The organism is Rhizobium aouanii (genome assembly GCF_037002925.1).
In the GTDB taxonomy this organism is placed as follows: Bacteria; Pseudomonadota; Alphaproteobacteria; order Rhizobiales; family Rhizobiaceae; genus Rhizobium; species Rhizobium aouanii.
Genome location: NZ_JBAMYD010000026.1, coordinates 15,679 through 29,655, shown reverse-complemented (window position 1 = coordinate 29,655; position 13,977 = coordinate 15,679). Strand labels below are relative to the sequence as shown.

The window sequence follows — 13,977 nt, the reverse complement described above, 5'->3', positions numbered from 1 at the left end:
CTCATTCGGCAGGCTGTGCCTGGGGCACGATAGTGGTCGGGATTGCGGCCTCGTCGCGCAGGCGACCGCGGATCGTCATGAACACGTTCCACGCCATGACGAGACCGCCCGCCAGATAGAGCGCTCCGCCCACCGCACGCAGCAAGTAATAGGGGAACATCGCAGCGACCGTTTCTGCGAAGGAATAGACGAGGAAGCCCTGCGAATTGTACTCGCGCCACATCAGCCCCTGCTGGATGCCGGCAACCCAAAGCACCGCGGCGTAGACCACGATCCCGAGCGTTGCGAGCCAGAAGTGCCAGTTGACCATCCGTAGGCTGTAGAGACGTTCGCGTCCCCATAGCTTCGGCGTCAGATAATAGATCGCACCGAAGGTGATCATTCCCACCCAGCCGAGAGCGCCGGAATGCACGTGGCCGATCGTCCATTCGGTATAGTGACTGAGCGAATTGACGGTTTTCACCGACATCATCGGACCTTCGAAGGTCGACATCCCGTAAAAGGCGATGGCGACGATCATCATACGGATGATCGGATCGGTGCGAATCTTGTCCCAGGCGCCCGAAAGGGTCATGAGACCGTTGATCATGCCGCCCCAGGAGGGCATCCAGAGCATTATCGAGAAAACCATGCCGAGCGTCTGAGCCCAGTCGGGCAATGCCGTGTAGTGCAGATGATGCGGGCCGGCCCAGATGTACATGAAGATCAGCGCCCAGAAGTGGATGATCGAGAGCCGGTATGAATAGACGGGTCGGTTGGCCTGCTTCGGCACGAAGTAGTACATCATGCCGAGGAAGCCGGCGGTGAGAAAGAAGCCGACGGCGTTGTGGCCGTACCACCATTGGGTCAGCGCATCCTGAACGCCCGAGAAGAGAGAATAGCTCTTGGAGCCGAGGAACGAGGCCGGAACCGCAAGATTGTTGACCACGTGCAGCATCGCGATGGTGACGATGAAGCTAAGATAGAACCAGTTTGCCACGTAGATATGCGGTTCTTTGCGCTTCAGGATCGTACCGAGATAGACGCCGAGATAGGCGACCCAGACGATCGTCAGCCACAGGTCGACATACCATTCTGGCTCAGCATATTCACGGGCCTGAGTGATGCCGAGCACATAGCCGGTCGCCGCCATGACGATGAAGAGTTGGTAGCCCCAGAAGACGAACCAGGCCAGGCTGCCGCCGAAGAGGCGGGCGCGGCAGGTGCGCTGCACCACGTAAAAGGACGTCATGATCAGCGCGTTGCCACCGAAAGCGAAGATGACCGCCGACGTGTGAACGGGCCGCAGCCTTCCAAAATTGAGATAGGGGGCGATGTTGAGGTCAGGAAAAGCCAGCTGCAGCGCAATGACGACACCGACGAGGAAGCCAACCACACCCCAGAAGACCGTGGCGATCAGACCGTAGCGTATCACTTCGTCGAAATAACTCGATATGTCGACTCTGCGCTGTTGGCCCGCCGGTGAAAACTCGACGTTCCTGACAAGCAGCAGCGTTCCCGCAACGAGGCAGAGGCAAAGTATGCCCATATGGGCCGCAAAGAGATGATCGTGCGCGAATGCGGCGCCGAGCATCGCTAGATACGCCGCGACCGCGAGCACCACCGTTTCCGTCGTGTAATTCATGATGTCGTCCCCAGTGCAAAGACGACCGCCCCGGGGCCGGCTTTCTCTTTCTGCGAGGCAGGACTGTCACGAAGCCGGCAACGGCTCCTTGATCTACATCAACAAGCAGACCCCAAGCCGCGGACGAACCGCCGCCGTTACACACTGTTACAATCTTTCACTCTTTGGCACCGTCCGCTCATTCGCGTGTGACGCATGAGCTTTCTACTGTACCCATCGCCACAAGGGGACACGACGATACTGATGCAGAACAACCATCCGTTCGACAATGCCGAGAGAACCGGTGAAGCCATTCACGCCGGCCAACCGCTTTCGTCGCTTTTCCTTGTCTCAGCGGCGGAATCCGTCACAGCCGGCAAGGCGATTTGCTGGGAAGGCGACAAGGCGCAACATCTCTTCCAAGTGGAAGAAGGTGTCGTTCGCCTGCATCGCATCATCGGCGAAGGTCGCCGCGTGATCACCGCGTTTCATTTCGCCGGCGATCTCATCGGCGCCTCGTTGCAAAAGGATTTCATTTTCACGGCGGAGGCCGTCACCGAATGCAAGATCCGCCGCATCTCGCGCAAGAGTTTCCACGAAGAAGTCGCTCGTTCGGAGGCGCTCGGCCCGGCCTATATCTCGCTGCTTTGCCAGGAGGCGGCCGCAGCGAATGAACAGATGGTGCTGTTGTCGAAAAAGAATGCCGAGGAACGTCTCTGCAGCTTCATCGCCAAGCTTGCATCGCGTCGCAACCCGCGGCCGCGCCAGGGCCTGGTGCGCGTCCCCATGAACCGCCAGGACATTGCCGACCATCTCGGCCTGACCATCGAGACCGTGTCTCGCACGATCACGAAACTCGCATCGCGCAACATCATTATTCCCGAGGGCAGGCACGAACTGCGAATCGTCAATCTCGCCCGGCTGATACAGTTGTCCGGCGACGCTGATGATTTTTCTGACGATTCCTGTCATAGGGTCAACCTGCACTGATGCAACAAGCCGCGGGATCGACATTCATGCCTCACCGCCTCGTGTCACCGAGAACCGCATCGCCGCAGGAGCTGGATGCCATGGTGCACGTGCTCGACGGAGCAGATATCCTGGTCCACCGTTTCGACGGAACGATCACGCATTGGTCCATCGGCTGCGAGAACATGTATGGCTGGGCCAGGGAGGAGGCCGTGGGCGAAAAGATTGACGAACTACTGGCGACGAAGTTTCCCGTACCAGCGGAAAACATCCGCGAGCAGCTGAGATCGCGCGGCTTCTGGCAGGGCGAGATCATTCATCGCCACAAGAGCGGCCATGATATTCATGTCGCGTCCCGCTGCGTGCTGGTCAATTTGCCGGATCGCGACCTCGCCGTCATCCAGACGAATAGTGATGTCAGCGCGTTGAGGCGGGCTCAGGAGGCGGTCAAATCGCGTGAGGCGCATCTCAGTTCGATTCTCGATATCGTGCCGGATGCAATGGTGGTGATCGATCATAAGGGAACGGTGCTGTCGTTCAGCAAAGCTGCCGAAAAACTGTTCGGAATGCAGGCGGATCAGATCTGCGGCCGTAACGTCAGCAACCTGATGCCGAACCCCTACCGCGACGCTCACGACGGCTATATCGGCCACTATATCGAAACCGGCGAGAAGCGCATCATCGGCTACGGGCGCGTCGTGACCGGACAGCGGGCTGACGGTTCACAATTCCCCATGGAATTGCATGTCGGCGAGGCGACCGCCAACGGCGAGCGGATTTTCACCGGCTTCGTCCGGGACCTGACGAGCCGTTTCAAGATCGAGGAGGATCTCCGCCAGGCGCAGAAGATGGAGGCGATCGGGCAGCTGACCGGAGGCATCGCGCACGACTTCAACAATCTCCTCACCGTCATCAGCGGCAATCTCGAAATGATCGAGTATAAGCTGCCGCCCGGCAATCTTCGTGAAATCCTCGGCGAAGCCCAGTCAGCGGCGGCGGACGGGGCCATTCTCACAGGTCAACTGCTGGCTTTTGGCCGGCGGCAGCCTTTGAACCCCAAACAGGCGGATCTTGGCCAACTCGTGAGCGGCTTCTCGGATCTGCTCAGGCGGACGCTCAGTGAAGATATAAAGCTTTCGACCGTCATCGACGGATCGGGCATGAATGTCCTTGTTGACAGTTCGCAACTTCAGAACGCCATTCTGAACATCGCCTTGAACGCAAGGGACGCGATGCCGAAGGGCGGCAGCCTCACCACAACCATCTCACGGGTACACCTCGATGCCGACTATGCGAAGATGTATCCGGAGGTACGCACCGGCAATTTCGTGCTCATCACGATGACGGATACCGGCATCGGCATGACCGAAGAGGTCAGAAAACGCGCGATGGAACCGTTCTTCACCACAAAGGAAGTCGGTTCGGGCACCGGTCTCGGGCTGAGCATGGTCTATGGCTTCGTGAAGCAATCGGGCGGGCACTTTCAGCTTTACAGCGAGGTTGGACGCGGCACGACCGCCCGAATATATCTACCCGCCATCAACGCTGCGAAGCTCCAAGAGCCTGCGCCGGACCAAGATTCCGGCGAGAACCAGCTGCCGCGCGGAGACGAAGTGGTGCTAGTCGTCGAAGACGACGCCCGAGTCCGCCGCGTCGCCGTCGCCAGGCTGGCTTCGATGGGCTATAAGGTTTGTGAAGTCGAAAACGGCCACCGGGTGCTCGACCTCCTGCAGGAAAACCCTGACGTCGCGCTGTTGTTTACCGATATCGTCATGCCTGGTGGGATGACGGGGGACGAACTCGCGCGCGAGGTTCGCATTTTGCGGCCTGATATCGCCGTGCTCTTCACGTCGGGATATTCCGAGCCCGGTTTGGCCGGCAAAGGCATTGTTCCTGGCGCGCAATGGCTGCGCAAGCCCTATACCGCAAAAGATCTCGCCTTGAAGATTCGCGAACTTCTCAACGCCAAGTGACGCAGCCGTGTCCGGCTTGTTATGATCGACCTTGGCGGAGCCGATAGTGCTGCGTGAAGTCGGTCGTTTCGTCAGTTGATGACGACCAGCGCCTTCTCGCGGACGAGTCCTCGATGCTGATGTTTTCAAGCCGAATTACCAGTTTCTCCATGAGTTTGACGAGTATCAAAGAAACCCGGTCCTGCATGTCTTAGAAGCTATTCACGAGGCCAAACCGGTCCTCGCAGAACAGGAGATATGCGAATGCGTTTGAAGTTCAGTCTGATCGCTGCAACGGCAGTCCTGCTTACTTCGGCAGCGCCGTTGACGGCCGCCGACCATCAGGTTCAGATGCTTAACAAGGGCACGGACGGCGCGATGGTGTTCGAGCCCGGCTTCTTGAAAATCGCACCCGGCGACACCGTGACGTTCGTACCCATCGACAAGAGCCACAACGTCGAGACCTTCAAGGGGCTCATCCCCGATGGCGTTTCCGAGTTCAAGTCCAGGCCGGGCGAGCAGTATCAGGCGAAGTTCGACGTTCCGGGCGCCTATGTGCTGAAGTGCACGCCGCATGTCGGGATGGGCATGGTTGCGCTGATCCAGGTCGGCGACAACCCGGCGAACATCGAGGCGATCAAGATGGCAAAGGTGCCGAACATGGTGCGCAAGAGGTTGGACGCCGACCTGGCGCAGATTACCCAGTAATTAACCGACGGATGCGGTTGGACGCGCTTCGCGGCCATCCCGCACGACGGAGGGCCAAATGCTCAAGCTCATGACAATCGCTTTCGTGGCAGAGAGGACCTGTGGCGGTGGCCGACATGGCAGCGCGCAACCACAATAAATGAGAAATTCTATATTGCTTTACCGAACCGGCAACACGAGATTGAAGATGTGGCCATGTCGTGAAACGGAATGCCGCAACGATCCATTGTGAAGTTCCGCGAACCGTTCAACGATAGACAATCCTATGCCAAGACCGTCTGAGTTTTGGATGCGGTGGCCGGAAACCGCTCGCAGGACATCCCGTCGGTCTTCGACCTGGATACCACATTCTCCCACTCTGACGATGATGTTCGTGAAGTCGGGTGTATGGCGAACCGCATTCTCGATGAGATTGCTAATCTATGGGCATCCTTCAGCCGCGCCCGTCGCGAATGCGCGCGACGTAGCCAGTTTGCGGGTGCGAGTAGCGTCGGCGTATTCCCTCGGGCAGTCGGTAGGCAATATTGCCATCGCTATATCCGACGCCGGAGACGAGTCGCTCGGTCTCCGGCTCGACATACAGGCGGGAAAGCTCCACCACGTTCCAATAGTAGTCGGAAAAAATGACGCCGAGCTGAACCAGCATTGCAAGCATGGCAAAGAACGCGATCCTTCGCGTCAGAATGGCCGTCAGCGTGGGGTTCGACCGGATCAAGCGCGAACCTCACGCAGCATGTAACCGACGCCTCTGACGGTTTCGATGACAGAGTTGGTGGGATATTCCTCCAGTTTCCGCCGCAGCCGTGAGATTGCCAGCTCGACGGCATTGCTGCTGCGTTCATCGCCGAACGCGGAAAATGCGTGTTCCGTCTTGCGCTTCGGGACTACCTTTCCACCATTACGCATCAGCAGTTCGAGCAGTGATTTTTCCGACGGGGCGAGCGCTACCTCTCTGTCGTTGCAGGTGACCTGGCGGGACGTCATATCGAACCGGATCACGGCAAATTCCAATGTCGGCATCGCGACCACGAGCGAGCGGCGCATCAGGGCACGGACGCGCGCGATCAGTTCGCCATTGTTGAAGATAATCGTCCGCCCCGGCGTCCAGTCCGGCGATCCGCTCATCGATTGCTCCACGCGCGGTCAGCACCAGCACCGGAATCTGTTGCCTTGCAAGACGCAGGGATTTCAGCATATCGAGCCCGTCCTCATCAGGCGGGCCGAGATCGAGAAACAGGAGATCGTAGCTTATGCGAGTGTCGTCATCCAGCCGGTCAGCGCAGTTGCCGCGAGAAGCACCATCAGGCTGAGCATCATGACTGATGCCAGAGGATTGTGACCAATGTAACGCTGCTCCGCGCCGTGCATCATGTCGAGTATCTGATCCCTGATTTTACCCGACGCCGGGACAAAATCACCGAACCGCGCATGCTAGGTTCCGACGAAGCCCCAGAGGACGCGCACCACGATCGCAGCAGCGACCACGTAGCCGTTTACGCGGTGCCAATATTTCTCTTCTTCCAGGAGAAAGAGATTGAGGATGCAGGCAGTAACAACGGTCCAATGAAACAGCCTTACGATCGGATCCCAGACCTTGACGGTGCCGCTTGCGGGCTTGGAGGGCCGGAGGCCCTCCTTTTGCAACTGAACGGCCGTCATGATCATTCGCCCTTCTGGACGATTTCGCCGGAAACCGGGTTGAAATAGTCCTCGGCACGATTGCCGTCCTTATCCTTGCCGTAAATTTCGTAGCAGCTTCCGGTTATCTCAAAGGTTTTCACCTTGTAGCCCATCGTGTCGATTTTTACCTTCATAGTGTTCTCAGGCATCCATTTGGACTTCGATTTCTTCGTGTAGCTTGGGCTGACAAGCGCCAGAGCCGGTGTTGCAACCGGGATTGCGAGGGCGGCGATCAGCTTCAATTTCATAGTTCGATCCTTTGCTTTGCCTTCCATCAGGCGACAAGCGACTGGATAGGGGTCGCAAGCTGTCTGTTTGCTGTCGACCAGACCATATTCAGGTTAGCGTCGAGCGGAGACCAAGCCTCATCCGAAGCGACCGACCTAAGGCGATACAAGAGCGTGAGTGGATTGAGAATTTGCGTTGCTCAGGCCTTTTCCATCGGAGAAACCTCGTCCGGCAAACGCGACGCTTGTTCGCGCTCCATCGCCCGCTCGATCAAACTCATGATCTCGCGTTCCGACGTGATGCGCCTGCGTATCGAGCAAAAGAATGAACGCAGCTGATATCCCACGGTTTCCCGGGAGAGCCGGCAGCGCCCCTCGCCCAGAGCTTGCAGGATGACGACTACGTCCTGCGCGGCAGCACGATCAAACAAACGACCCGCCCGCCGGCGTTCCTCCGCCTCGGCCTGCTCTTCGGCGTTCATGATCAGCCCGAGGCCGGATGAGATCAAGTCCTCTTCGAGCCGGTGCGTGGTAAGCAACAGCGACATCAGACCGCTCGAAATACGACCGCATAGGCCTTCTTCGACGTGGCAAGGCAGGAAGTCGGCGATAGCCTGGAGCACGTCGCACCACGACATGAGTTGGTCATAGCAACTTTGCAGTTCCGCGAAACTGTTCGAGATCGAGTTCTTCATCTTATTGCCTCCGGAAGAGCGGGATGATTTCAGCGCAGAACAAGCAATCGGCGCGCCGATCAAGCAGCCTTGCTGTGCTTGCGTCCATAGGAACCGAAGTAAGCGTCAAATGCCGCCGCAACCGCACGGACCATGAACCGTGCGTCCTGCGACACGACGATCCGATCTTCCGAAATCATTGCGACTCCATCGGCCAGGAGTTCGCCGAGCCGCTCGTTTCGTTCGATGAGGAATCCGGCGTCGAAACCCGCTTCCTTGCTCAATTTTCCGAGATCTACTTCGAAATCGCACATAAGGCTCTCGATTATCTTGGCCCGAAGCTTGTCCTCTTCGGTCAGCAGGTATCCCTTGGCTGTCGGCAGGATGCCGGATGCGACCCGCTCTGCGTAGAGGCCGAGCGGCACGTGGTTCTGCATGTAGCCAATCGGCAAGCGCCCAATCGCCGAAGCTCCGAGGCCGATGAGGGTATCGCAGTCATCCGCAGTATAGCCCTGGAAGTTCCTTCTCATCGTGCCGTTGCGCGCAGCGACAGCAAGCTGATCGTCCGGCAAGGCGAAGTGATCAAGCCCGATGCGCACATATCCGGCTCTTTCAAGCTCCTGTGCGATCGCTTCGGCCTGCTCGTTTCGCTGACTTGCATCGGGAAGTGACGTTTCGTCTATGAGACGCTGATGCTTCTTGAAGGCGGGTATGTGGGCATAGCCGAAAACGGCAAAACGGTCCGGACGCAGCTGCGCGGCCAAGCTGACGGTTTCGATGCAGGACTGCACCGTCTGCTTCGGCAGACCGTAAATCAAATCGAAGTTGACGCTGGCGACGCCTGCGGCGCGTAGCCCGGAGACCGCCGTCTCCGTCTGTTCGAACGATTGTATGCGATTGATCGCAGCCTGAACGATCGGGTCGAAGCTCTGGACGCCAAGACTTGCGCGATCGACACCGTTTTCCCCCAGCGTTTCGACCATGGGAAAGGTCAGGGTGCGTGGATCGATTTCAACCGCAATGCACGCGCCGGCCTCGAACCGGAACGCGCTCCGCAGCTTCGCCATGAGGGCGGAAAACTCCCGCAGATTCATGATCGTCGGGGTACCGCCACCGAAATGAACGTTCTTCACGGGAACGTCGTTTCCGGCCGCAAACGAAACGAGTTCGATCTCCTGGCTTATGACATCCAGGTATTTGAGGACCGGGGCGTCCTGCCGGGTGATGGTCGTGTGGCAGCCGCAGTACCAGCACATCGAGCGGCAGAACGGTACGTGGAGATAAACGGAGACGGGCCCCGCCTTTCCAGCGTTTGCCAGTCCCTTTGCATATTCATCCGGGCCCACAGCGGCCGAGAACGCTGGTGCCGTTGGATAGCTCGTATAACGGGGAAGCGGCGCGTTACCATATTTGGTGATCATACAGCCGGACATTGTCGCATCCTTTGTCAAAAGCAGGGATGCTTTATGACCGCCGACCGCGCGAGCTTCCTTGTCCCAGGTCAATGATAGCGTCCGATATGAATTATCTGGATACTTGTCACCACCAAAGTCAGCTCTGCCGAAGTACTGACATCAATAGGAGTTCGTGCCTGTACTAATCGGCATTTGTCGCAAGCACCATCAGTCACCAAACCAACATCGGGTTGGCCTAGATCAAAGTGTTTTCGCGCCGACGTCATAACTTCGAGAGAAACTTCGCAGCACGATGGACGGCAGCGCTTGCCTGGACGGGCGCTTTCTCCGACGCAGTTTTGAGTTGGAGACAGCGAGCAACCGTGTGACGACAGCAGACGACCAGAGCAGATCAATGCCACACGATGTCGTCACCGCCAGCTTCAATGCACAAGATAAGTCGGGACGGATGGAAGTGCATTTGGTGACGACATGAAACCCGTTATTGTCTCACGACGCGCACTGCTATCAATCGCGCCGCCGCCGCGGGCGGCCGAAGCCCGCCTTCTTCAGTACGTCGATACGTTTTGCCAAATCGCGGCGAACCGCCTTGGCGCAAATGAAATAGACGGCGACTTGATTCTGCTCACCGCAATTGATGTCCGTAGATGGCGGCGCGCGTGGGACCCTTGTCCTCTCATTTCGGGATCAGTGGCGACGTCCTCCGGCATCTAAGGGACAAAGCCCCGCTCGTCGCCACCGTATTCGTCGTCGTCGTCGGAGAGGTGCACGAGCGTTCCGCGACCGGCCGAAGCCAAGACTCCTTTATTCGTCAGCTTCGTCATTATCCGCGAAACTGTCTCGATCGTCAGTCAGAGATAGTCGGCAATGTCAAGCCGCGTCATCGGCTCGACGAGGCACTGGACCGGCGATGGTTGGGATTGCGGTGAAGCAGCTTCAATAGAAAGCTGCAGACCTGCTCCTCGGCATTCTTGTGGGACAGGATCGCCATCTGGTCCTGGGCAGCGGCCATTTCGTCGCATAGGCGTGCGAAGGTTTTCCGGCCGCAGCTCCGGCGAATGGCTGACCTCGGGCTCGAAGGCCCTGAGTGAGACGCGCCGGACCTTGGTATCGGCGATGGCTTCGGCGCTATAGAGATAATGGTTCTTCAACGATACGCCGACGATGTCGCCGGTATGCAATGCCGGTGATGACGCGGCGACCGTCGGAGATGATTCTGAAGATGCGCAGGTTTCCCTCGATCACCTCGAAGAGATGCTTGGCAGTGTCGCCCTCTAAGAACAGCGACTGGCCAGCTGCCAGATGTTCAATTGGCTGCTTCCTGAAAAGCCCCTGCAGGCAGTTCGGCCTGGACCCGAGAAGCGCGACGTTGGTGATTTCCCGAGCGGGTAAAATTCTCTTCCCGCAGAATGATCGTCCCTCCGTGCTGTGAATGAGGACAATTGACCTGCTGCTGGTGACACTGCGATGCCACGCGTGTTAAACACGGTGCAATTGGGTAACAGTCTGTAACCAGAATTGGCTCGACGGATGGGCGATGGCAATACTTCAGCATGACGCGCATCTTCTCGTCGTCGACGACGATCCGCGCATTCGTCATATGTTGACGCGCTATTTCCAAGAAGAGGGTTACGCGGTCTCTTCCGCTTCCGACGGGATCGAGATGCGGGTATATCTGCGTCAGCAGAATTTCGATGCCATCCTGCTCGATCTCGTCCTTCCTGGCGGGGCGGACGGCCTTGATCTCGCCCGCGAAATTCGCGCCCAGTCCGATGTCCCGATCATGATGCTGACAGGCCGCGACGATGTGGTCGACCGTATTGTCGGCCTGGAGGTCGGCGCCGACGATTACATTGCCAAACCCTTCCACCTGAGGGAAGTCCACGCACGCTTGAAGTCGGTCCTGCGTCGGCGGCAATCGTCGGTACGCAATGCCGAGTCCGTCAGCGACCAGGTCATCGGTTTCGCGGATTGGAAGCTCAATCTCAATCGCCGCCAGCTTCTCGATCCCGAAGGTGCGGAGGTAGAACTGACGACCGGCGAATTCGATATGCTGACGACCTTTGTGCGCCATGCCGGTAGGGTCCTCAGCCGCGACGCGTTGATGGATTTGACCAGAGGCCGAAACCACGAAGCCTTCGATCGCACGATTGATGCCCAAATCGTCCGGCTACGCCGCAAGATCGAGACCGATCCGAAGAGGCCGCAATTAATCAAGGCCGTGCGCGGCGTGGGCTACGTCTTCACTGCTAAACTGGATTGATATTATCAAAGCCGATAACGGCTCCGCGATCCCGTTTATGGCCGAATGCGGGCTGCTGCGTCGTTCGGCTGCGATCGCTCGATATCATTCGAGCCGCGTCTCTCAAGGCTTCAGCACGGCCGCCCCGCTCAGCCGACCGGCACTTTCCACTGGCGCGACTCGATATCGCTCGAGAAGCTCTGCGAGAGCACGACCAACGGCAACGGCAGCTTGACGCTCTTGAAGGGATCAGACCGCAATGAAAACTGCAGTCAGTATAAGTCCGTTTGCAATAAGGAAGCGGCCGTGGAGCTCCCGCGGACAATCGTTCGCCGGCACGAGTGTGTGCGGAAGCTGAGCAACAAATGAGCCATCGTCCGGAACGATTGTGACCACGGCATCCTCGAAGCCCAACCATTCACGTGTAAGCGGGAACCACGCCTTAAAGATGCTCTCCTTAGCGCTAAAGAGCAGCCGTCCCCAATTGAGGCGTCCGGACGCGTTGTCAATCCAATATCGCTCCTCGACACCCGAAACGAGCGGCAATACGCCTGGGGGCAGCTCCTCGTCGACTTCTGCATCGATTCCAAGCGCAACGTAGTCTTTCTCCAAGGCCACAGCCGCGGCATAGAATCCACCGCAGTGTGTTATGCTGCCCACGATGCCAGTCGGCCAAAGCGGTTCCCGGTGAGGCCCACTTGGGATCGCGCACGGAGGAAAGCCAAGCTTGGACAATGCCGCTCTAGCACAGGTCCGCCCGATCGAGAATTCACGCCTTCTGCTTTTGACTGCGGTGGCGATTGCACTCTCTTCTTCGGCCATCACTTTGACACCGCTACCTTCACTTGCTCGACAAGTCTGCACGGCAACATTTGATGGAAGCAGCGTTTCTATCATCTGCGACTTCCTCGCGCTCTAGCACAAAGTGCTGTTGGGAACCTCATGCAAAATCGCGCTTGCGGCGACGGCGCGTCCCCGCCCATGCCATTTGAACCGGATTCAGCATTAGCAGCTAAGGGTAGGGATGACCCTCTCATTGGATCCGGCTGGGCCAGTTATAATCCAAAGCAGGTCCTAAATGATCTCCACGTTCGCCTCAGCTCTCAGCGTTCACCGCTCATTGGCCGGGAAAGGAGCCTACCTTTGAGATCGCGGAACTGCCTGAGCATTACAAATACAGCCAGCAGCCCAGCCAGCAGCTCAGCAGCTGCCTGGCTGATCAATAGTCCTTTGAAGCCCCAAATATCCGGCAACAGTAGTATGGCTGGTACAAAGAGATATCCTTGCCTTGCGAAGGAAACGACCGCGCTCAGACCTGCTCTCCCGAACGACTGAAGCATGGTTATTACACCGTACTGAACACCAAAGAGCCCGAAAAAGAGATGGAACACGATGCAGGTCGAGACAGCGATTTCAGCCACGTCCTCGCTATCGCTCAAAAGTCGGACGATTGGCCGCGCAAAAATCACAACCACAGCAGAAAAGGTAGCTGAAAATGCAAAGGCCACGGATAGCATGAACTTGGCGGCCTTCTGTGCCCGAGCGAAATCCTGTGCTCCCCAGCTGAAGCCGAGAATCGCCTGGGAGCCTATGCATAGGCCCATGATCGGGAGTGCCCCGATTGTTAACAATCGTGAGGCTATACCCACTGCGGCAATGGAATCGTCGCCGAATGGTGCAGCAGCCCTGTACAAGAGCACGAAAGCAACAGCAGACAACATACCGGTGATGGTTGCGGGAGCTCCAACGGCGGTAATCTGCTTTACGCGGTCGCCCCTCAAAGTGATGTAGGAAGGTCGGACCCGGACAATCCCACGCTGCTTCACGAAATATACGGCGTAGAGGCTGGTGGCGGCGATCTGAGACAACAGTGTTGCGAGCGCCGCGCCGCGAACTTCGAGATCCAGCAAAAAAATTAGGATCGGATCGAGCAGGGCATTCAGCGTAAAAGCCGCAATCATGGTCCACATGCTGAATCGAGTGTTACCCTCGGCCCTCACGATGGACCCGTTGACCATGTTCAACAGCATGAGGGTGTAGCCTAATAGGAGCGTCGATGCGTATTCGAGCGCGGCTGGCATTATTGTCCGACTGGCACCGAGCAAAGCGAGAACGTCGCGCAGCCTGAAAAGCAGAGCGACAGTAATTGCGACTCCGATCGGAGCCGCCACAGCAAGTGCCGAGCTCGCGCCTCGACTCGCCTCCGCTGAATTGCCAGCGCCAAGATTGCGCGACACGAACGAAGCTGTGCCGACACCGATTCCCTGCCCGACTGAGGTGAGCAGGAGTACGATGGGCAAAGTTATGCTGACCGCGGCGATAGCCTGCACACTGAGTGTCCCCACAAAGATTGCATTCACGAACTGCTGAAGTGCATTCAGCGACAAACCAATAATGGAGGGAATGGCGAGCCGCATGATGAGGCGGGAAACCTTGCCGTCCAACAAACTGGTATGCCTTGCCGGTGAAGCCATGCGCTCGCCTTCGCCCTTCATCGGTGGCTCCGA

14 protein-coding genes and 3 pseudogenes are annotated in these 13,977 nt (G+C 57.9%); 4 read left to right on the top strand and 13 right to left on the bottom strand.

Annotation, left to right across the window (positions count from 1 at the left end; translation table 11 throughout):
- Position 1 precedes the first annotated feature (1 nt).
- Positions 2–1,624: a cytochrome-c oxidase, cbb3-type subunit I gene (gene ccoN / locus V8P77_RS31840; RefSeq protein WP_264399531.1), complete on the bottom strand. Its 1,623-nt coding sequence runs from the start codon at positions 1,622–1,624 to the stop codon at positions 2–4.
- Between the two features lie 237 nt (positions 1,625–1,861).
- Between ccoN and V8P77_RS31835 the strand changes: the two genes are divergently transcribed.
- The 3 genes from V8P77_RS31835 (at position 1,862) to V8P77_RS31825 (ending at position 5,232) form a co-directional block, all read left to right on the top strand.
- Positions 1,862–2,593, top strand: a complete 732-nt coding sequence (locus tag V8P77_RS31835) for a Crp/Fnr family transcriptional regulator (protein WP_264399566.1) — start codon at positions 1,862–1,864, stop codon at positions 2,591–2,593.
- 26 nt (positions 2,594–2,619) lie between these two features.
- The gene (locus tag V8P77_RS31830) at positions 2,620–4,545 is read left to right on the top strand and encodes a PAS domain S-box protein (protein WP_264399530.1); all 1,926 of its coding nucleotides are present in this window, start codon (positions 2,620–2,622) and stop codon (positions 4,543–4,545) included.
- Between the two features lie 243 nt (positions 4,546–4,788).
- On the top strand, positions 4,789–5,232 hold the full coding sequence (locus V8P77_RS31825) for a pseudoazurin (protein WP_264399529.1): 444 nt from the start codon (positions 4,789–4,791) through the stop codon (positions 5,230–5,232).
- Positions 5,233–5,391: 159 nt separating this feature from the next.
- Here V8P77_RS31825 and V8P77_RS31820 read toward each other — a convergent pair whose 3' ends face one another.
- From V8P77_RS31820 to V8P77_RS31775, 10 genes and pseudogenes are all read right to left on the bottom strand, one after another.
- Positions 5,392–5,640 (bottom strand): ATP-binding protein, encoded by a 249-nt coding sequence (locus V8P77_RS31820; RefSeq protein WP_373696482.1) that lies wholly within the window; start codon positions 5,638–5,640, stop codon positions 5,392–5,394.
- Between the two features lie 28 nt (positions 5,641–5,668).
- Positions 5,669–5,947, bottom strand: a pseudogene (locus tag V8P77_RS31815) (two-component sensor histidine kinase); the annotation flags it as partial.
- Positions 5,944–6,481 (bottom strand): annotated as a pseudogene (locus tag V8P77_RS31810) (winged helix-turn-helix domain-containing protein); the annotation flags it as partial. The pseudogenes V8P77_RS31810 and V8P77_RS31815, both read right to left, overlap by 4 nt.
- A 5-nt stretch (positions 6,482–6,486) precedes the next feature.
- Positions 6,487–6,891: pseudogene (locus V8P77_RS31805) on the bottom strand (cytochrome b/b6 domain-containing protein); the annotation flags it as partial.
- A gap of 2 nt (positions 6,892–6,893) precedes the next feature.
- A complete protein-coding gene (locus V8P77_RS31800; RefSeq protein WP_264399527.1) occupies positions 6,894–7,160 on the bottom strand; it encodes a PepSY domain-containing protein in 267 nt (88 codons plus the stop codon).
- Between the two features lie 179 nt (positions 7,161–7,339).
- The gene (locus V8P77_RS31795) at positions 7,340–7,834 is read right to left on the bottom strand and encodes a hypothetical protein (RefSeq protein WP_264399526.1); all 495 of its coding nucleotides are present in this window, start codon (positions 7,832–7,834) and stop codon (positions 7,340–7,342) included.
- A 59-nt stretch (positions 7,835–7,893) separates the two neighbouring features.
- Complete coding sequence (gene hemN, locus V8P77_RS31790) at positions 7,894–9,246, bottom strand: oxygen-independent coproporphyrinogen III oxidase (protein ID WP_264399565.1); 1,353 nt, start codon at positions 9,244–9,246, stop codon at positions 7,894–7,896.
- 692 nt (positions 9,247–9,938) lie between these two features.
- Positions 9,939–10,055 (bottom strand): hypothetical protein, encoded by a 117-nt coding sequence (locus V8P77_RS31785; protein WP_319641419.1) that lies wholly within the window; start codon positions 10,053–10,055, stop codon positions 9,939–9,941.
- A 53-nt stretch (positions 10,056–10,108) separates the two neighbouring features.
- Positions 10,109–10,240, bottom strand: a complete 132-nt coding sequence (locus V8P77_RS31780; protein ID WP_264425464.1) for a hypothetical protein — start codon at positions 10,238–10,240, stop codon at positions 10,109–10,111.
- Between the two features lie 116 nt (positions 10,241–10,356).
- Positions 10,357–10,512 (bottom strand): cyclic nucleotide-binding domain-containing protein, encoded by a 156-nt coding sequence (locus tag V8P77_RS31775; RefSeq protein WP_264399564.1) that lies wholly within the window; start codon positions 10,510–10,512, stop codon positions 10,357–10,359.
- A 253-nt stretch (positions 10,513–10,765) separates the two neighbouring features.
- On the opposite strand from V8P77_RS31775, the gene V8P77_RS31770 reads away from it, so the two are divergent.
- Positions 10,766–11,491 (top strand): response regulator, encoded by a 726-nt coding sequence (locus V8P77_RS31770; RefSeq protein ID WP_264399524.1) that lies wholly within the window; start codon positions 10,766–10,768, stop codon positions 11,489–11,491.
- 228 nt (positions 11,492–11,719) lie between these two features.
- Here the strand turns inward: V8P77_RS31770 and V8P77_RS31765 are convergent, their stop codons facing one another.
- Both V8P77_RS31765 and V8P77_RS31760 read right to left on the bottom strand, forming a co-directional pair.
- Positions 11,720–12,367 (bottom strand): 4'-phosphopantetheinyl transferase family protein, encoded by a 648-nt coding sequence (locus V8P77_RS31765; protein ID WP_264399523.1) that lies wholly within the window; start codon positions 12,365–12,367, stop codon positions 11,720–11,722.
- Between the two features lie 206 nt (positions 12,368–12,573).
- Positions 12,574–13,965: an MATE family efflux transporter gene (locus tag V8P77_RS31760; RefSeq protein ID WP_264399522.1), complete on the bottom strand. Its 1,392-nt coding sequence runs from the start codon at positions 13,963–13,965 to the stop codon at positions 12,574–12,576.
- Positions 13,966–13,977 lie beyond the last annotated feature (12 nt).

Excerpts from the sequence above, each read along its gene's own strand:
- ccoN (WP_264399531.1), bottom strand. The coding sequence starts at position 1,624 with ATGAATTACACGACGGAAACGGTGGTGCTCGCGGTCGCGGCGTATCTA.
- V8P77_RS31830 (WP_264399530.1), top strand. The coding sequence starts at position 2,620 with ATGCCTCACCGCCTCGTGTCACCGAGAACCGCATCGCCGCAGGAGCTG.
- V8P77_RS31825 (WP_264399529.1), top strand. The coding sequence starts at position 4,789 with ATGCGTTTGAAGTTCAGTCTGATCGCTGCAACGGCAGTCCTGCTTACT.
- V8P77_RS31800 (WP_264399527.1), bottom strand. The coding sequence starts at position 7,160 with ATGAAATTGAAGCTGATCGCCGCCCTCGCAATCCCGGTTGCAACACCG.
- V8P77_RS31795 (WP_264399526.1), bottom strand. The coding sequence starts at position 7,834 with ATGAAGAACTCGATCTCGAACAGTTTCGCGGAACTGCAAAGTTGCTAT.
- hemN (WP_264399565.1), bottom strand. The coding sequence starts at position 9,246 with ATGTCCGGCTGTATGATCACCAAATATGGTAACGCGCCGCTTCCCCGT.
- V8P77_RS31780 (WP_264425464.1), bottom strand. The coding sequence starts at position 10,240 with ATGGCCGCTGCCCAGGACCAGATGGCGATCCTGTCCCACAAGAATGCC.
- V8P77_RS31770 (WP_264399524.1), top strand. The coding sequence starts at position 10,766 with ATGGCAATACTTCAGCATGACGCGCATCTTCTCGTCGTCGACGACGAT.
- V8P77_RS31765 (WP_264399523.1), bottom strand. The coding sequence starts at position 12,367 with ATGATAGAAACGCTGCTTCCATCAAATGTTGCCGTGCAGACTTGTCGA.
- V8P77_RS31760 (WP_264399522.1), bottom strand. The coding sequence starts at position 13,965 with ATGAAGGGCGAAGGCGAGCGCATGGCTTCACCGGCAAGGCATACCAGT.